Consider the following 16,670-nt stretch of genomic DNA (forward strand, 5'->3'; position numbering starts at 1 on the left):
CTACTTCTTGCCCCCGTCTTTTTGGCCGATGTGGGCGACGGACGCGATCTCGACCACGAAGCCGGGCTTCACCAGGCCGCACTGGATGCAGTAGCGGGCCGGTTTGTCGCCGGGGAAGTACTCGGCATAGACCTTGTTGATGGTGTGGTAGTTGGACCAGTCGGTCAGGAAGATGTGGTTCATGGTCACGTCGTCCATCGTGCCGCCGGCGGTCTCGATGACCGACTTGATGGTCTCCAGCACCTGGCGGGTCTGGGCCTCGGCGTCCTCGGGGAAGGCGACGTTGTTGTCCTTGTCGAAGGCCAGGGTGCCCGAGACGTAGACCACGCCGTCGGCCAGGGTTCCCGGCGAGAACGGCGCGATGGGCGTGCCCGTGCCGGGCGGGAGGATGACGGTCTTGGGCATGTGTGGTCTCCTTTGGTGTTGCGAGATCCTCGTCCTTCGACAGGCTCAGGATGAGGATCTGGAGTGTCGTTTCAGTAGCCCTCATCCTGAGCTTGTCGAAGGACGGGGGCGGCTCCCGCGGCGCTAGCCGACGCCTTCCCGCTGCCCCACCGCCCCCTTGAAGTCCGCCGTGGTCGAGACCCAGCCGAAGAACTTCTCGATGTTGTAGAGCGCCGCCTGCTGCACGAAGTCGGGGCCGGCCTGATGGGTGGCGTCCTCCAGCACCGTGCCGAAATATTCCAGGAAGAAGCCGTCGCGCAGCGTCGACTCCACGCAGACATTGGTGGCGATGCCCACGAACACCAGGTGGCGCACGCCGCGCGAGCGCAGCACGCTGTCCAGCTGGCTGTTGAAGAAGCCGCTGTAGCGGGTCTTGTGCAGGACGATGTCGCCGGGGACGGGCTTGAGCTCGTCGACCAGTTCGTAATCCCAGCCGCCCCTGGCCAGCAGCTTGCCCTGCAGCTCGGGCCGGGCGCGCATGGTCTTCAGGGCGTTGGACTTGTGCCAGTTGGGCGAGCCGGGGCCGCCGGCCTCGACATAGTCGCTGTCCCAGCCGTTCTGGAAATAGATCACCGGCATGCCCGCGCCGCGGGCCACGTCCAACACGCCCTTGATCTTGTCGATCACCGCCGCCGCGCCGCTGATGTCGAAGCCGGCCAGGTCCAGATAGCCGCCGGGCGAGGCGTAGGCGTTCTGCATGTCGATGACGATCACGGCTGTCTTGTCGACGGGGAGCGCGATCGGCTCGGGCCGGGCCGGCAGCATCAGGGTGTCGGGTGTCGTCATCGGGCTCGATCTCTTACCGGGCGTGGCCCAGAGGGGTGAGCGACGCAGGTAAGACCATCGCGAAGCGGGGCGCAATCGATCGATGGTCGTTGAACCGCGATTGCCCCGAGCGGCGCCTAAGTCTTGAGCTAATTCAGAAACGACTTACTAAATAGCGTCCGACCCCGCGCTCTGTCCCTCGGCCTCTTCCTTGCCGGTCTGGGGCAGCGACAGGGTCAGGACGCAGACCAGGCCGCTGGGGCGATAGTCGACACGGGCCTCGCCGGCCACGTCGGCCTTCAAGCTGGCGGCGATCAGGCGCGAGCCGAAGCCCTTGCGGGCCGGCGGCGACACGGTGGGGCCGCCGCGTTCCTCCCAGTGCAGGGTCAGGCGATGGGGCGCGCCGGGATCGACGTGCCAGACCACCGTCACCGTGCCCTCGGGCAGCGACAGGGCGCCGTACTTGACCGCGTTGGTGCCCAGCTCGTGGAACACCATCGACAGGGCCAGGGCGGCGTTGGGCGTCAGGGCCACCCGCGGCCCGGCCAGCACCGTCCGGTCCAGATAGGGTTCGAGCGTCTCCTCCAGGATCTCCTTGAGGTCGGCGCCCTCCCAGACGCTCTGGGTCAGCAGGTCATGGGCGCGGGCCAGGGCCATCAGGCGCTCGTTGAAGGCGTGCAGGCCGGGCGTGTCGGCGGGACGGCCCAGGCTCTGGCGGGCCAGGGACTGCACCGTGAACAGGGTGTTCTTCACCCGGTGGTTCAGCTCGTTGATCATCAGCTGCTGGCGCTGGTGGGCGCGCTGCTCCTCGGCCTCGCGGGCCCGCAGCTGGGCGGCGGCGTCCTGCAGGGCCGCGCGTACCTCGGCGATCTCGCGGAAACGGTCCGGGAACAGGGCGATCTCCTCGCCCGCCGCCATGGCCTTGGCGTCGGCGCCCAGCCCGCGCACCGAGGCCGAGATGTCGCGCGAGACCGCCAGGGCGACCGCCGCGCCGATGACCAGCAGCAACAGGCTGGCCGCGGTCAGCCAGCCCACCGACGACCAGTTGGCCCGGCTCAGCTCGGTTCGCGGCACGCCGACGATGAACGACCAGCCGCTGGTCGACGACCGGCTGAAGGCCGAGAGGCTGGGCGTGCCGTCCAGGGTGTGGCTCAGCGTGACCCCTTCATTGCCGTGCGCCATGACCTTGCGGATGTCCTCGGTGACCTTGCGGCCCAGGAAGCGGTCGACATTCTTCGAGCGCGCCACGATCGAGGCCTCGCGGTCGACGATGCTGGCCGTCCAGCTGGGCGGAATGGTCTGGGCGGCGAAGATCGACGAGAAGGCCTTGGGCGACTGCTGATAGGCCAGGTCGTACAGCTTGCCGTCGACGATGACCGGCATGTCGATCGACACGAAGGGCGGGACCGGGTCGGCCTGCTTGGGCAGCACCAGGTTCGACACCGACGCGCGGCCGGCGCGGATGGTCTGCCAGCGAAGGTCCGACAGGCCGACCTTGGGCGGGCGCGCGCCGGCCGGGCGCCGGGTGTTGACCAGCTGCCGCTCGTTGTCGAGCAGCACGATCCAGCCGTCGGTTCCCTGCACGACCGCCCGGGCCTGGCGCTCGAAGGCGGGGATGTCGCCGGAGATCAGGGCGGGGGAGACCGCCAGGGTCTGCAGCACGCTCTGGCCCTGGCCGATCTGGCGGTCGGTGGCCAGCACCAGGGCCCGGGTGGTGGCCATCAGCTGCCGCTCGTAGCGCGCCCGGCTCTCGCCGAACTCGGCGCGGGCCAGCAGGGCCATGAAGATCGTGGCCGGAACGACCAGGCTCAGGGCCATCAGCAGCAGGCGCCGGCGCACGGTGCCGGCGGCGGGCGAGGGCGGGTTCGATGCGGGGTCGGGGGCGACCGGGTTGGGCAAGGGGGGACGGGCTCATCCTGCGGATCGGCCTCAAGAGACGGCGACCGCCGCGCCGGGTCAAGCGCTTAGGCCGACCGGGGCGGGCGTCCGACGGCGGGGCAACCTTCGACGCGCCTCCGGGTTCTCTTGCTCAGCCCACGGCAAAGATGTCGGGGATTTTGGGAGACTTCACAGCATGCGTATCGTCACCATCGCGGCCGTCGCCGCTCTCGCCCTGACCGCCGCCGCCTGCGGTGAAAACAAGGCCCAGAAGGCCCAGGAAGCCGCCGCCGCCAGCGACGCCGCCGCCGCCTCGAGCAAACAGGCCGCCGACGCCGCCGAGACCGCCGCCCAGGCCAGCGCCACGGCCGCCTCCACCGGCGACGAAGCCACGCAGAAGGCCGCCGGCGACCAGGCCGCCGCCGCGGGCGACCAGGCCGAGAAGGCCGGCGATCAGGCCGCCGCCGCGGGCGACCAGGCCGAGAAGGCCGGCGATCAGGCCGAAAAGGCCGGCGACAAGGCCAAGGACGCGGCGCACTAGGCGCGATCAACCTTCAAGTCTGCTGCGTGGTCCTCGTCCTTCGACAAGCTCAGGATGAGGACCATTCCACGGGCCGTGGCGGTAGAGGGCATCATCTGAGGCGGCAGTAGAAAACCTCATCGTGAGCTTGTCGAAGGACGAGGTTTTCGCCTCCGAAGCCGGCTCTTTTTCATGGAAGCGGAGCGAAGGCCTCCTCGGGCGCGTTGTCCCCGCATGGCCAAACCCCGCAAGACGCCCCGCCGCACCCGCCGCAAGGCGGCGACCTCTTCCGACGCCTTCGCCCTGGCGACGGCCGGCGCCGAACTGGCCCTGGCCTCGCTTCGCGTGGTCAACGCCCGCACGCCGATGATCGCCCAGGCGCTGAACGACCCGATGCGCGGGAACTACGCCGAGCTGACGCGCATGGTCTCGGAAAAGCCCCTGGCGTTCGCCCAGGGCGCGGCGGCGGGCGGACCGGCCTGGCTGGCCATGGCGGCGGAGTCCAACCGCTATCTCGCCCAGGTCTGGAAGACGCCCAGCTACGGCGTCGCGCCGGCCATGACCGCCTCGCTCGGCGCGGTGGCGTTCTGGGGGCGGATGATGTCGCTGGGCGTGGCCTGGCAGTCGGCGATGCTGGCCCCGGTGCACGCCGCCGCGACGGCCAACGCCCGCCGCCTCGACGCCAAGGCCTGACCAAGGACCGTGTCCGCCGCGACGGAAGGCGCGTTTTTCCCTAGCCGCGCGGCGGAAATGCCCCTCATCCTGATGTCCCACCCAGCCGAAGGCGGCGCCAGACCGCCTCGGACAGCGCGAGGAGACACGTCGACCATGCCCGGACCCGCCCCTGGACCCGCCGTCGATTTCGATCGCATGACGACCTTGGGCGACGTCGCCCGCTACCACCACGAGGTCCGGCCGGGCGCGACGGCCCTGGTGTTCGAAGGCCGCTCGACGACCTTCGCCGACTTCGACCGCGATACCGACCGCGTGGCCAACGCCCTGCTGGCCGAGGGCCTGACCAAGGGCGACCGCATCGCCTATGTCGGCAAGAACAGCGACCACTATTTCGAGCTGCTGTTCGGCGCGGCCAAGGCCGGGGTGGTGCTGGCCCCGATCGGCTGGCGGCTGGCCCCGCGCGAGATCGCCTACATCCTGGGCGACGCCGAAGCCCGCATGGTGTTCGTCGGCCCCGAGCTTCTGGCCCATGTCCGCGACGTGGCCGAGCTGATCCTCGACCAGCCCACGCTGATCGCCATGGAGGCCAACGACTACGGCCATCCGGAGTTCGAGGACTGGCGCGACGCCGCCGCCTGCGATCCGCCGACGAGCGTGGTCACTCCGGCCGACATAGCCGTCCAGCTCTACACCTCGGGCACCACCGGCCGGCCCAAGGGCGCGATGCTGACCCATTCCAACATCCTGGCCACCCGCAAACTGGCGGCCCTGGCCGACATGGACTGGAACCGCTGGGGCCCCGACGACGTCAGCCTCGTGGCCATGCCCGTGGCCCACATCGGCGGCACCGGCTGGGGCGTGGTCGGGTTGGTCAACGGCGCCAAGGGCGTGGTGGCGCGCGAGTTCGACCCGACCAAGGTGCTGGACTTCATCGAGAAGGACCGGGTCTCCAAGATGTTCATGGTGCCGGCCGCCCTGCAGATCGTGGTGCGCCTGCCCCGGGCGCGCCAGGTCGACTACAGCCGCCTGACCCACATCCTCTACGGCGCCGCGCCCATCCCGCTGGACCTGCTGCGCGAGTGCATCGAGGTGTTCGGCTGCGGCTTCGTCCAGCAGTACGGCATGACCGAGACGACCGGCACGGTGGTCTATCTGCCGCCGCAGGACCACGACCCGGCCGGCAACGCCCGCATGCGCTCGGCCGGCTTGCCCATGCCGGGCGCGGAGCTGAAGATCCTCGGCGAGAACGGCGAAACCCTGCCGCCGGGCGCGGTGGGCGAGGTGGCGGTCCGCTCGCCCGCCAACATGGCCGGTTACTGGAAGCTGCCCCAGGCGACGGCCGACACCATCGGCTCCGATGGCTGGTTGCGCACCGGCGACGCGGGCTACCTCGACGAAGACGGCTACCTGTTCATCCACGATCGCGTGAAGGACATGATCATCAGCGGCGGCGAGAACATCTATCCGGCCGAGGTCGAGAGCGCCGTCTACGGCCATCCGCACGTGGCCGAGGTGGCGGTGATCGGCGTGCCCGACGACACCTGGGGCGAGGCGGTCAAGGCGGTGGTGGCCCTCAAGCCGGGCGCGCCCGAGGATCCGGCCGACATCATCGCCTTCGCCAAGAGCCGCATCGCCGGCTTCAAGGCGCCCAAGACCATCGACTTCATCGAGGCCTTGCCGCGCAACGCCTCGGGCAAGATCCTGCGGCGCGAGCTGCGCGAGCCGTACTGGGCGGGCAAGGAACGACGGGTGAATTGAGGTGGGGGGGGGGCGAATTCCTCGTCCTTCGACAGGCTCAGGATGAGGAATTCGAGTTCAATGGCCGTGAAAGTCGTCCTCATCCTGAGCCTGTCGAAGGACGAGGACGGCCCGCTGGCGATTGCCGGTCTACCGGCGACCCAGTGAACCAGCGGAAGGTGAACTCGATGACGCACGGCGACGGTCGCGTGGCGGGGCTGGTCCAGGGGCTGTATCAGCCCGAGGGCGGACCCCGCGTCGACTTTCGCCGGCCGGCCGGCGAGCCGGCCCTGGCCGCGCCGGACTCGGTGTCGTGGCGGGTGTTCAAGAACCCGATCTCGCTGTTCGTCGGCGGGGTGACGGCGGTGATCTTGGAGCTGGCCGAGCCGCGCGTCCGCACCGGCGTCTGGGAGCATTCCAGCTTCCGCCGCGATCCGCTGCCGCGCCTGAAGCGCACCGGGCTGGCGGCCATGGTCACGGTCTATGGCGCGCGTTCGGTCGCCGAGAAGATGATCGCCGGCGTGCGGCGCATGCACGACAGGGTCACCGGCGACACCCCGGCCGGCGCGGCCTACCGGGCCAACGACGTGGAGCTGCTGGACTGGGTGCAGGCCACCGCCAGCTTCGGCTTCATGGAGGCCTATCACGCCTTCGCCCGTCCGCTGAGCGACGCCGAGCGCGACCGATTCTACGCCGAGGCCGCGCCGGCCGCGGCATTGTACGGCGCGGTCGGGGCGCCGGCCTCGGTGGCGGAATGGGAGGCCCAGCTGGCGGCCATGCTGCCGAAGCTGGAGCGCCACGAGATCGTCTTCGAGTTCCTGGAGCTGATGCGCCGGACGGCGATCCTGCCGGCCCCGCTGCGCGGCCTGCAGGGGGCGCTGATCCGGGCGGCGGCGGCGATCACCCCGCCGGAGGTTCGGGCGGTGGTCGGGCTGGGCCGTGAATGGGATCTGGGCCCGGTCGAGCGGCGGCTGGTGAAGCTGGCCGGCGCGGCGGCGGACCGGCTTCCGCTCAAGGGCACGCCGGCGGTGGAGGCGTGCCAACGGATGGGACTGGCGGGGGATTATCTGTATCGACGGTAGAGGCAGCACTTGCCCCCTACGGGTCGCTTCGCGACCGTCTTCCCCCAGAGGGGGAAGAGGAGGCCGTGCGCACCTCCTCCGCCCCCTGTGGGGGCGGACAGACCGCGAAGCGGTCAGGTGGGGGCAAGTGTTCACCGGCGCGGCCTTGCCCAGGTGAAGTCCCGCGACGAATTCATCTGCGCGGCGCGCCTCGGGATGGTAAGCGAACACCGTTCCATCCGTATGGCGAGGTGGAGCGAGTCGGGGGCGTTGATGAAGTTTTTCGGGATTGTCGCGGCGACGGTGCTGGCGTTCGCGCCGGGGCTGGTCGCGGCCCGGACGCCGGCCGAGTTGAACCTGGCGTGCCGCGCGCCGGGTCAGTCGGTCGACGAGGCCGGCTATGTCCGGATCGGCGGCATCCAGCAGTGGGTCGTCGTCGAGGGGCGCGATTGCGCCAACCCGGTCGTCCTGATCGTGCACGGCGGCCCGGGCAATCCGAACACCCCCTTCGCCCACACCGTGTTCGGCGACTGGGCCAAGGACTTCACCGTCGTCCACTGGGATCAGCGCGGCGCGGGCAAGACCTACCAGGCCAGCCCGCCGGCCGAGGGCGAGGCCCTGACCATCGAGCGTCTGGCCGCCGACGGGGTCGAGGTGGCGCGCTACGCGACCCAGCGGCTGGGCAAGCGCAAGGTGATCCTGATGGGCGGCTCGTGGGGCTCGGCCCTGTCGGTGACCATGGCCCAGGCCGAGCCGGACCTGTTCCACGCCTATGTCGGCACGGCCCAGATGGTCCGGTACCACGACAATCTGGCGGCCAGCTATGCGCGAACGATCGGCCTGGCGCGCGCGGCCGGCGACGCCGAGACGATCGGCAAGCTGGAGGCCCTGGGCGCGCCGCCGTGGACCAATCCCCGCGCCTTCGGGATCCTGCGGCGGGCGACGCGCAAGTACGAGGCGCTGGCGACCGATGCGCCCCCCAGAGACTGGTTCCAGCCGACGCCGGGCTACGACACCCCCGCCTACGAGGCCGCCTACGAAGCGGGCGAGGACTATTCCTTCGTCCAGTTCGTCGGCATGGCCGGCGACGGCATGGGCCCCCGGCTCGACCTGCGCAAGCTGGGAACCCGGTTCGCCATGCCGGTCTTCATGCTGCAGGGCGACCAGGACCTGGTCACGGTCCCCGAGATCAGCCGGGCCTATTTCGACAGCCTGGCCGCGCCCGAAAAGGCGTTCTTCCCGCTGGCGCGCACCGGCCACGATCCCAATCGCACGATGATCGACACGCAGCTGCGGGTGCTGGAGACGCGGGTGCGGGCGGCGGCGGTGGCGGCGGACAAGCCGTAGCCGCGCATCGCGGCGAACGCGGTCGGACGCCGGGCCTGGTCTATTCGACCACGTCGACGCCGTTGGATCCCCGTTGGACTTTGCCACTCCAGATTCTGCCGGAGAGGACGCCCTTCTTCTGGCCTTCGATGTCGACCTCGAGGGGCGTGCGGTTGGTGTTGACGTAGAGGGTGCGGCCGTCGACGACGCGGGCGGCTGAGGGACGGACGGCTGGGCCTGGGTGGCGACCTAGATCGCCTGGCCCTTGCCAAAGCGGTTGACCGTGACGACCGGCGGCGAGCCCTCGACGTTCGAAAGCCGCGCCAGGACTTTCGCCGTGGAGGGTTTGAGCACCTCGTAGCTGTTGATCGAGGTCTTGAACTCCACGCCGTCGATCGCGCCGGTCAGGTCCGCCCCTTGTGCTCGATATGCCCCTCGAGCACCTCGGTGCGGGAGAACACCTCTTCCTGGCCGTCCTGCAGCAGCTCCTCGGCGTCGGCCCGGTCCCGTTCGGCCTGGGCCAGGACGATGCGCAGGGCGTCGACCTCGGTCTGGGCCTCGACCACGACGCTGCGCAGGGGAGCTTCGGGCGGGGCGTCGCCGAGGCGGACATCGATGCGCCAGAGGGTGGTCATGGAGCTTCTCCGAGGTTGAAGGCGTTGGTTCGCTCCTCAGGTAACGCACCATTGCACCAAGCGGCGTTTCTGGCGAGGTTGCGGCAAGTTCAGTTCGGGGAGGCATCATGGCGGACGGCGGCGGGCGACGGGGTCCCTCCTTGCGTGCAGGTTGGCGAAGAGGCCTGGACCGCAGGGCGGTCCTGGCCGGCGCGACGGGCCTGGCGGGGTTCGCCCTGGCCGGAGCGGGGGCGGCGCGCGCCGCCTCGTCCCGCGTGGAGGCCCTGATCGCCCAGATGACCCCGGAGGAAAAGGCCGGCCAGCTGTCGTGCTATTCCGACATGATCCGGCCGCCGATCGGCGACATCAATCCGCTGGTCAACCAGCGCAACACCCAGCAGATCCTGACCGACGTCCGGGCCGGACGCATCGGCGTGCTGATGAACGGCGTCGGGGTGGAGGGGGCGCTGCTGGCCCAGACCGCCGCCGTCGAGCAGTCGCGCCTGCGCATCCCGCTGCTGTTCGCGGCCGACGTGATCCACGGCTTCAAGACCATCTATCCGATCCCCCTGGCCGAGGCCGCCAGCTTCGATCCGATCCTGGCCGAGCGCACGGCGCGGGCCGCGGCGGTCGAGGCCTCTTCGCACGGCAACCACTGGACCTTCGCCCCGATGGTCGACGTGGCTCGCGACCAGCGCTGGGGCCGGGGCGCGGAAGGCTCGGGCGAGGACGTGTTCCTGGGCGAGGTGATGGCCCAGGCCCGGGTGCGCGGCTTCCAGGGGCCCAACTTGGCCGCGCCCGACAGCCTGCTGTCCACCGCCAAGCACTTCGCGGGCTACGGCGCGGTGGCGGCGGGCCTGGACTACAACACCGTGGATCTCTCCGAGGAGACCCTGCGCGAGATCCACCTGCCGCCGTTCAAGGCCGCCTTCGACGCCGGCTGCCTGTCGGTGATGTCGGCCTTCAACGACATCAACGGCGTGCCCTCCACGGCCAACAAGCATCTGCTGACCGACATCCTGCGCGGCGAGTGGGATTTCAAGGGCGTGGTCATTTCCGACTACACCGCCGACCAGGAGCTGGTGGCCCACGGCTACGCCGCCGACGACAAGGACGCCGCGCGGCTGGCCATCCTGGCCGGGGTCGACATCAGCATGCAGAGCGGGCTCTACAGCCGCTACCTGCCCGCGCTGGTCGCCGAGGGGTTGGTGCCGATGGCCACCGTCGACAACGCCGTGCGGCGGGTCTTGAGCCTGAAGGAGACCCTGGGCCTGTTCGACCGGCCGTTCCGCTCGATCGACGCCAAGGCCCAGGCGGCGAACACCGCCACCCCGGCCATGCGCGCCCTGTCTCGCGAGGCGGGCGGCAAGTCGATCGTCCTCCTGCGCAACGACGGCGGCCTGCTGCCGCTGCCGACCACGGGCAAGAAGATCGCCCTGATCGGTCCGTTCGCCGAGGACCGCGACAACATCCTGGGACCCTGGGCCTTCTTCGGCGACCAGAGCCTGGGCGTCGACCTGGCCACCGGCATTCGTGAAGCCATGGCCGACCCATCGCAGCTGATCGTCGCCAAGGGCTGCGAGGTCGAGAACACCATCCCCGGCGGCTACGAACAGGCCGTCGCCGCCGCGCGGGCCGCCGACGTGGTGCTGCTGGCGGTCGGCGAGGGCCAGAACATGTCGGGCGAGGCCCAGTCGCGCACCGAGATCGGCCTGCCGCGCGTCCAGCAGCAGCTGGCCGAGTGGGTGGCGTCGGTGGGCAAGCCGACCGTCGTGCTGCTGCGCCACGGCCGGGCCCTGGTGCTGGAAGGCGCGGTCAAGGCCGCCCCCGCCGTGCTGGCGACCTGGTTCCTGGGCACCGAGACCGGCCACGCGGTGGCCGACGTGCTGTTCGGCAAGGTCAATCCGTCGGCCCGCCTGCCGGTCAGCTTCCCGCACGAGAGCGGCCAGGAGCCGTTCGCCTACAATCACCGCACCACCGGCCGTCCCGCGCCCCAGGCCGACGACAGCCAGGAGTACAAGGCCCGCTGGCGCACCACCCGCAACGAGGCCCTGTACCCGTTCGGCCACGGGCTGTCGTACACCAGCTTCGCGCTCAGCGACGTCAAGCTGTCGACCACGCGCCTGGGCTGGAACGAGAGGCTGTATGTCACCGCGACCGTGACCAACACCGGCAAGGTGGCCGGCGAGCACGTCGTGCAGCTCTACATCCGCGACCGGGTGGCCAGCCGCACGCGGCCGGTGCGCGAGCTCAAGCGCTTCCTGAAGGTGGCGCTGAAGCCGGGCGAGACGCGCGAGGCGCGGTTCAGCCTGGAGCGGGCGGCGCTGATGTTCGTCGGCGACAACGACCAGTGGGTCGCCGAGCCGGGGATATTCGACCTGTGGGTGGCCAGCAGCGCGGTGGACGGGCTGGCGGCGAGCTTCGAGTTGCTGGGGGCGTAGGGCCTATCGACATTCGGTGGGGTGTCCGCCCCTCCGGCCGACGCGGCGTTGCAGCCGCGGCATCATCAGGGACACGACCGAAATCATGACCAAGAGCAAATTGCTACGAATGGACAATATCGGCATCGTGGTGGAATCCCTCGATGACGCGGTCTCCTTTTTCACCGAGCTTGGCCTGACGTTCGAGGGGCGAGGCGTGGTGGAAGGCGAATGGGCGGGACGCATCACTGGACTGGGTGATCAGCGCGTCGAGGTCGCCATGATGGCCACGCCCGACGGCCACAGCCGCCTGGAGCTCTCGCGTTTTCTCGCCCCGTCCGTGGTCGCCGACCACCGGAACGCCCCGGTGAACGCCCTGGGCTATCTGCGCGCCATGTTCACGGTGAGCGACATCGACGACACCCTGGCCAGACTTCACAAGCACGGCGCTCAGCTCGTCGGCGACGTGGTTCAGTACGAGAACGCGTATCGGCTTTGCTACATCCGTGGCCCCGAAGGACTTCTGATCGGGCTGGCGCAACCCCTCGGCGGCGATCGGTGACGGTCGAAGCAGAGCCCCAAGCCTCACTGGCCGTTTGACATCCCAAGCTCGACCAAGCATTTATCCTACAAATAAGTGTTGCCCAGAGTCGCGAGCCGCCCATGACCACCGCCACCCCCATCCGCGTGGCCCTGATCGGCCTGGGCAAGATCGCTCGCGACCAGCACCTGCCGGCCATGGCCGCCGACCCGCGTTTCGCGCTGGTCGCGGTGGTCAGCCGCCACGCCGAGCAGCCTGGCCTGTCCAGTTTCCACACCTTCGACGACCTGCTGGCCAGCGGCGTAGCCTTTGACGCCGTGGCCCTGTGCACCCCGCCGCAGGTGCGCCACGGCCTGGCCCGCCAGGGGCTGGAGGCCGGCAAGCACGTGATGCTGGAAAAGCCGCCCGGCGCGACGCTCAGCGAGGTCGAGGACCTGCGCCAGGTCGCTGAAGCCAAGGGCGTCACCCTGCAGACCACCTGGCACTCGCGCCACGCCCCCGCCGTCGCTCCGGCCCGCGACTGGCTGGCCGGCAAGACCATCACGGCGGCCCGGATCAACTGGCGCGAGGACGTGCGGGTCTGGCATCCGGGCCAGGACTGGATCTGGGAGCCGGGCGGCCTGGGGGTGTTCGATCCGGGGATCAACGCCCTGTCGATCGCCACCGCCGTCCTGCCGCGGCCGTTCTTTCTGACCGAGGCGACCCTGCACGTGCCCGAGAACCGCCAGTCGCCGATCCAGGCGGAGCTGGCCTTCGTCGACACCGCCGGCGTGCCGGTCACAGCCGCGTTCGACTTCCTGCAGACCGGTCCGCAGAGCTGGGACATCGAGGTCGACACCGACGGCGGCGCCCTGCGGCTGTCGCACGGCGGCGCCAGGCTGTGGATCGACGGCGCCCTGGTCCACGAACAGCCCGAGGCCGAGTATCCGGGCCTCTACGCCCGGTTCGCCGAACTGATCGCTTCCGGCCAGTCCGACGTCGACGTCACGCCGCTGCGCCACGTGGCCGACGCCTTCCTGCTGGGGCGGCGCGTCACGGCGCCCGCTTTCGTGGAGTAGGTCGCCGAACCTCGACCATTTGGCGCAACGAGCGTCTTGCCTAAACCCCGGGCGCAACGTTAGGTACGGCCAGGGGCGTGAGACCTGCGTCAGGCGATTTGGAGCCGGCGGAGAGGGTGGCGCGGCCCCGGGGAGAGACGCGTGAAGTTCCTTGACGCCCCGTTGCCGCCGCCGCTGGTCGCCGCCCTGCGGGCCTGCCGCCCCCACCTGATGGCCGCCGCGGTGTTCAGCGCCTTCATCAACATCCTGCTGCTGGCGCCGACCATCTACATGATGCAGGTCTACGACCGGGTCGTGCCGACCGAGGGCCGGCTGACCCTGCTGTATCTGACCCTGGTGGTGGCCTTCGCCCTGGCCACCCAGACGGCCCTGGAATCGGTGCGCTCGCGACTGCTGACCCTGGCGGGCCTGCGCCTGGACCGGCTGCTGGCCGGCGGCATCCTGCAAAGGCTGATGAGCGCCATGACGCCGGGCTCGTCGGCCCAGGGCATGCGCGAGTTCGACATCGTGCGCCAGGCCCTGTCGGGTCCGGTGGCCGTGGCCGCCTTCGACATCCCCTGGACGCCGATCTACGTGCTGGTCGCCTTCATGATCCACCCGGCGCTGGGGGCGATGACCATCGTCGGCGGCGCGGTGCTGGTGGTGCTGGCGGTGTTCAACGAGCGGGCGACGCGGACCCGGGCCCGCGAGGCCTTCCTCGCCCAGGCCCAGGCCTACGCCTCGCAGGAAGCCGCCGCCGCCAACGGCGAGGTCGTGCGCGCCCTGGGCATGCGCGGCGCCCTGCGCGAACGCCAGCTGGCCGACCGCCGCGCCGGCCTGGACCTGTCGGCCAAGGCCCAGTTCACCGGCGGCGGCTATTCGGCGGCCACCAAGTTCACCCGCATGTTCCTGCAGTCGGCCGCCCTGGGTCTGGGCGCCTGGCTGGCGGTCGACAAGCAGATCTCGGCGGGCGCGATCATCGCCGCCTCGGTGCTGATGAGCCGCGCCCTGCAGCCGATCGAGCAGTTGGTCGGATCCTGGGGCGTGGTCGGCCAGGCGCGCGGCGCGCTGAACAACCTGATCAAGCTGTTCCCCAACCGGGGGATGGAGATCTCCGGCACCCAGCTGCCGGCGCCGACCGGGATGCTGGCCCTGGAGCAGGTGGCGGTGCGCGCGCCCGGCGAGGGGCCGGTCCTGCTGCGCGGCGTCTCCTTCCGCCTGACGCCGGGCGAGATCCTCGGCGTGATCGGTCCCAGCGGGGCGGGCAAGACCACCTTGGCGCGGGTGGCGGCCGGGGCGATCAGTCCCGACGCCGGCACGGTGCGCCTGGACGGCGCCAACCTGGCCGACTGGGACGGCGACCGGCTGGGCCGCTACATCGGTTACGTGCCCCAGGATTCGGGCCTGCTGGCCGGTTCGATCAAGGACAACGTCTCGCGCTTCGCCACCTGGGCCGGAGGCGATCCGGCGATCGTCGACGCCGAGGTGGTGATCGCGGCCCAGGCGGCCGGGGTGCATGAGCTGATCCTGCGCCTGCCCAAGGGCTACGACACGATGCTGGGGGCCGGCGGACGCGGGCTCTCGGCGGGCCAGGCCCAGCGCGTGGCCCTGGCGCGGGCGCTGTACGGCGACCCGCCGCTGCTGATCCTGGACGAACCCAACTCGGCCCTCGACGCCGACGGCGAGGCGGCGCTGAACAGCGCCATCCTGGCCGCCAAGGCGCGGAACGCCGCGATCCTGATCGTCGCCCACCGGACCGGCATCCTCAACGTCGCCGACCGCCTGCTGGTGCTGCGCGAGGGCCAGCTCGAAATGCTCGGTCCCCGGACCGACGTCATCGCCAAGATGGCCGAGACCGCCAAGAACCAGGCCAAGGGGGCGGGCGCCAAGCCGGCTTCCACCACGACCGCCCTGCAGGCCGCCAAGCCATGACCGACACGACACTTCACGCTCCGGAGCAAGCGGCCGCCAAGGTCCCGCCGCGCCTGTCGGACGATCCCGTCATGGCCATCCGCATCGGGGCGGGCGTGGCCGGCCTGTTCTTCGTGGGCTTCCTGGGCTGGGCGGCGCTGGCGCCGCTGGACGCCGGGGCCTACGCCCACGGGGTGATCGCCGTGGCCGGCAATCGCCAGTCGGTGCAGAGCCGCGAGGGCGGGGTGGTCACCGCCATCCGCGTCGTCGAGGGCCAAAGCGTGGTCAAGGGCCAGATCCTGGTCGAGCTGTCGGCCTCGGAACTGCGGGCCAGCGAGCGCGGCATGACCGGCGAGGTCCTGACCCTGCTGGCCCAGCGCGCCCGCCTGGTCGCCGAGCGCGACAAGCAGGCCGGCTTCGCCGCCCCGCCGGAGTTCGCCAAGCTGACGCCCGAGGACAAGCCCCTGGCCGAGGACGCCCTGCGGCTGCAGCGCCAGCAGTTCCAGGCCCGCCGCAGCTCGCTTCAGACCCAGCGCGGCGTGCTCAACCAGCGGGTCCTGCAACTGAGCCAGCAGACCAGCGGCGCCCAGCGCCAGCTGGACGCCAACCGCGAGCAGCAGAAGCTGATCGAGGAGGAGCTGGCGGGCGTGCAGGAGCTGGCCGCCAAGGGCTACGCGCCCAAGACCCGGGTCCTGGCCCTGCAACGCAGCGCCGCCTCCCTGACCGGCGAGGACGGCGCCTATCGCGCCCAGATCGCCCGCTCCGGCGAACAGATCGGCGAGACGCGCCTGCAGACCCTGTCGCTGGAGCGGCAGATGATGGAGGAGGTCTCGGGCCAGCTGCGCGACGTCCAGGTCCGGCTCGACGACCTGCAGCCCAAGGTGCTGGCGGCCCGCGAGCAGCTGGCCCGGGCCACGGTCCGCGCCCCGTCCGGCGGCAAGGTGGTGGGGCTCAACGTGTTCACGGTCGGCGGCGTGGTGGCGCCCGGCCAGACCCTGATGGAGATCGTGCCCCAGGACCGCCGCCTGGTGATCCAGGCCAAGGTCTCGCCCAACGACGCCGACGACCTGCGGCCGGGCCAGAAGACCCAGATCCGCTTCACCTCGCTGCACGAGCGCGACCTGCCGTTGCTGAACGGCACCCTGACCGAACTGTCGGCCGACAGCTTCACCGACGAGAAGACCGGGGTGCAATACTTCCGCGCCGAGGTCGCCGCCCCGCCCGAGGAGCTGGACAAGATCCGCAAGGTGCGCGGTCCTCGATCGGGCCTGCAGGCCGGCCTGCCGGTCGAGGTGCTGATCCCGCTGCGCAAGCGTTCGGCCCTGGCCTATCTGGTCGAACCGCTGTTCCAGACCTTCTGGCGCATGGGCCGCGAGCACTAGGGGGGCGCCGCCCCGCCAACGCTGTCATTTCAAAATAAAAGGCGGGCCTCCCCCAAGGCCCGCCTTCAGTTTGAGTCCCCCTCGGGGGTGGGCGGCGCTGAGCGCGCGGCCCCCCCAGGCCTCGCGGTGCGCCGTTCTCCGAGCCGATGGCGTTGCGCCCGAGCGTCGGTGAATACGGGTTCGGACGATGTTGATCATCGATCAACGTTCGTCCGACAGAGCCGACACCAGTAAGGCTTTACGCGCCGTAACCATTACATGGGGGTCCCATTTTCTTGATCGCTTGTCTCAAAGGAAAACCCCCCTCTCGCTTGGTGCGACGAACGCCCGCATTGGGCGAACACCGTAAATGCGTGACT

The 16,670-nt window shown here is 70.4% G+C and carries 15 protein-coding genes and 1 pseudogene; 11 read left to right on the forward strand and 5 right to left on the reverse strand.

Annotated features, from left to right (window positions below; all coding sequences use genetic code 11):
* Window positions 1-405 (reverse strand): pyrimidine utilization protein C, encoded by a 405-nt coding sequence (gene rutC / locus ASD38_RS17225; protein WP_056461871.1) that lies wholly within the window; start codon window positions 403-405, stop codon window positions 1-3.
* Here rutC and ASD38_RS24695 point away from each other — a divergent pair.
* A pseudogene (locus ASD38_RS24695) lies at window positions 404-526 on the forward strand (hypothetical protein); the annotation flags it as partial. The gene rutC and the pseudogene ASD38_RS24695 sit on opposite strands and share 2 nt — an antisense overlap.
* Window positions 527-528: 2 nt before the next feature.
* Here the strand turns inward: ASD38_RS24695 and rutB are convergent.
* Window positions 529-1,230 carry a pyrimidine utilization protein B gene (gene rutB, locus ASD38_RS17230; protein WP_056461875.1) on the reverse strand — a complete coding sequence of 234 codons (702 nt, stop codon included), beginning with the start codon at window positions 1,228-1,230 and terminating at the stop codon, window positions 529-531.
* 147 nt (window positions 1,231-1,377) lie between these two features.
* A complete protein-coding gene (locus ASD38_RS17235; protein WP_082560778.1) occupies window positions 1,378-3,027 on the reverse strand; it encodes an HWE histidine kinase domain-containing protein in 1,650 nt (549 codons plus the stop codon).
* Window positions 3,028-3,283: 256 nt separating this feature from the next.
* Between ASD38_RS17235 and ASD38_RS17240 the strand changes: the two genes are divergently transcribed.
* From ASD38_RS17240 to ASD38_RS17260, 5 genes are all read left to right on the forward strand, one after another.
* Window positions 3,284-3,628 (forward strand): hypothetical protein, encoded by a 345-nt coding sequence (locus tag ASD38_RS17240; protein ID WP_056461881.1) that lies wholly within the window; start codon window positions 3,284-3,286, stop codon window positions 3,626-3,628.
* Between the two features lie 213 nt (window positions 3,629-3,841).
* Window positions 3,842-4,300, forward strand: coding sequence for a hypothetical protein (locus tag ASD38_RS17245; RefSeq protein ID WP_056461884.1), 459 nt, complete (start codon window positions 3,842-3,844; stop codon window positions 4,298-4,300).
* A 135-nt stretch (window positions 4,301-4,435) separates the two neighbouring features.
* Window positions 4,436-6,040: a fatty acid--CoA ligase gene (locus tag ASD38_RS17250; RefSeq protein ID WP_082560775.1), complete on the forward strand. Its 1,605-nt coding sequence runs from the start codon at window positions 4,436-4,438 to the stop codon at window positions 6,038-6,040.
* Between the two features lie 167 nt (window positions 6,041-6,207).
* Window positions 6,208-7,101, forward strand: a complete 894-nt coding sequence (locus ASD38_RS17255) for an oxygenase MpaB family protein (RefSeq protein WP_056439746.1) — start codon at window positions 6,208-6,210, stop codon at window positions 7,099-7,101.
* Between the two features lie 252 nt (window positions 7,102-7,353).
* Window positions 7,354-8,427: an alpha/beta fold hydrolase gene (locus ASD38_RS17260; protein WP_082560776.1), complete on the forward strand. Its 1,074-nt coding sequence runs from the start codon at window positions 7,354-7,356 to the stop codon at window positions 8,425-8,427.
* Window positions 8,428-8,655: 228 nt separating this feature from the next.
* Here the strand turns inward: ASD38_RS17260 and ASD38_RS23985 are convergent, their stop codons facing one another.
* Together ASD38_RS23985 and ASD38_RS17265 are read right to left on the reverse strand one after the other, a co-directional pair.
* Window positions 8,656-8,793 (reverse strand): hypothetical protein, encoded by a 138-nt coding sequence (locus tag ASD38_RS23985; RefSeq protein WP_156390748.1) that lies wholly within the window; start codon window positions 8,791-8,793, stop codon window positions 8,656-8,658.
* Window positions 8,794-8,810: 17 nt separating this feature from the next.
* Window positions 8,811-9,041: a hypothetical protein gene (locus ASD38_RS17265; RefSeq protein ID WP_056439613.1), complete on the reverse strand. Its 231-nt coding sequence runs from the start codon at window positions 9,039-9,041 to the stop codon at window positions 8,811-8,813.
* 107 nt (window positions 9,042-9,148) lie between these two features.
* Here ASD38_RS17265 and ASD38_RS17270 point away from each other — a divergent pair, with 107 nt between their 5' ends.
* The 5 genes from ASD38_RS17270 to ASD38_RS17290 all read left to right on the forward strand — a co-directional run bounded on the left by ASD38_RS17270 (window position 9,149) and on the right by ASD38_RS17290 (window position 16,311).
* Window positions 9,149-11,461, forward strand: a complete 2,313-nt coding sequence (locus ASD38_RS17270) for a glycoside hydrolase family 3 N-terminal domain-containing protein (protein WP_156390749.1) — start codon at window positions 9,149-9,151, stop codon at window positions 11,459-11,461.
* Between the two features lie 85 nt (window positions 11,462-11,546).
* A complete protein-coding gene (locus tag ASD38_RS17275; RefSeq protein ID WP_056439616.1) occupies window positions 11,547-12,002 on the forward strand; it encodes a VOC family protein in 456 nt (151 codons plus the stop codon).
* Between the two features lie 101 nt (window positions 12,003-12,103).
* The gene (locus ASD38_RS17280) at window positions 12,104-13,039 is read left to right on the forward strand and encodes a Gfo/Idh/MocA family protein (RefSeq protein ID WP_056461891.1); all 936 of its coding nucleotides are present in this window, start codon (window positions 12,104-12,106) and stop codon (window positions 13,037-13,039) included.
* A gap of 141 nt (window positions 13,040-13,180) precedes the next feature.
* A complete protein-coding gene (locus ASD38_RS17285) occupies window positions 13,181-14,950 on the forward strand; it encodes a type I secretion system permease/ATPase (RefSeq protein ID WP_056461894.1) in 1,770 nt (589 codons plus the stop codon).
* The gene (locus ASD38_RS17290; protein WP_056461896.1) at window positions 14,947-16,311 is read left to right on the forward strand and encodes an HlyD family type I secretion periplasmic adaptor subunit; all 1,365 of its coding nucleotides are present in this window, start codon (window positions 14,947-14,949) and stop codon (window positions 16,309-16,311) included. The genes ASD38_RS17285 and ASD38_RS17290 overlap by 4 nt, the downstream gene beginning before the upstream one ends.
* Window positions 16,312-16,670: the final 359 nt, after the last annotated feature.

The sequence above is a fragment of the Caulobacter sp. Root487D2Y genome, from assembly GCF_001427165.1.
In the GTDB taxonomy this organism is placed as follows: domain Bacteria; phylum Pseudomonadota; class Alphaproteobacteria; order Caulobacterales; family Caulobacteraceae; genus Caulobacter.

Excerpts from the sequence above, each read along its gene's own strand:
- ASD38_RS17250 (WP_082560775.1), top strand. The coding sequence starts at position 4,436 with ATGCCCGGACCCGCCCCTGGACCCGCCGTCGATTTCGATCGCATGACG.
- ASD38_RS17275 (WP_056439616.1), top strand. The coding sequence starts at position 11,547 with ATGACCAAGAGCAAATTGCTACGAATGGACAATATCGGCATCGTGGTG.
- ASD38_RS17260 (WP_082560776.1), top strand. The coding sequence starts at position 7,354 with ATGAAGTTTTTCGGGATTGTCGCGGCGACGGTGCTGGCGTTCGCGCCG.
- rutB (WP_056461875.1), bottom strand. The coding sequence starts at position 1,230 with ATGACGACACCCGACACCCTGATGCTGCCGGCCCGGCCCGAGCCGATC.
- ASD38_RS17255 (WP_056439746.1), top strand. The coding sequence starts at position 6,208 with ATGACGCACGGCGACGGTCGCGTGGCGGGGCTGGTCCAGGGGCTGTAT.
- ASD38_RS17235 (WP_082560778.1), bottom strand. The coding sequence starts at position 3,027 with ATGGCCCTGAGCCTGGTCGTTCCGGCCACGATCTTCATGGCCCTGCTG.
- ASD38_RS17280 (WP_056461891.1), top strand. The coding sequence starts at position 12,104 with ATGACCACCGCCACCCCCATCCGCGTGGCCCTGATCGGCCTGGGCAAG.
- ASD38_RS17245 (WP_056461884.1), top strand. The coding sequence starts at position 3,842 with ATGGCCAAACCCCGCAAGACGCCCCGCCGCACCCGCCGCAAGGCGGCG.
- ASD38_RS17290 (WP_056461896.1), top strand. The coding sequence starts at position 14,947 with ATGACCGACACGACACTTCACGCTCCGGAGCAAGCGGCCGCCAAGGTC.
- ASD38_RS17270 (WP_156390749.1), top strand. The coding sequence starts at position 9,149 with ATGGCGGACGGCGGCGGGCGACGGGGTCCCTCCTTGCGTGCAGGTTGG.
- rutC (WP_056461871.1), bottom strand. The coding sequence starts at position 405 with ATGCCCAAGACCGTCATCCTCCCGCCCGGCACGGGCACGCCCATCGCG.
- ASD38_RS17265 (WP_056439613.1), bottom strand. The coding sequence starts at position 9,041 with ATGACCACCCTCTGGCGCATCGATGTCCGCCTCGGCGACGCCCCGCCC.
- ASD38_RS17240 (WP_056461881.1), top strand. The coding sequence starts at position 3,284 with ATGCGTATCGTCACCATCGCGGCCGTCGCCGCTCTCGCCCTGACCGCC.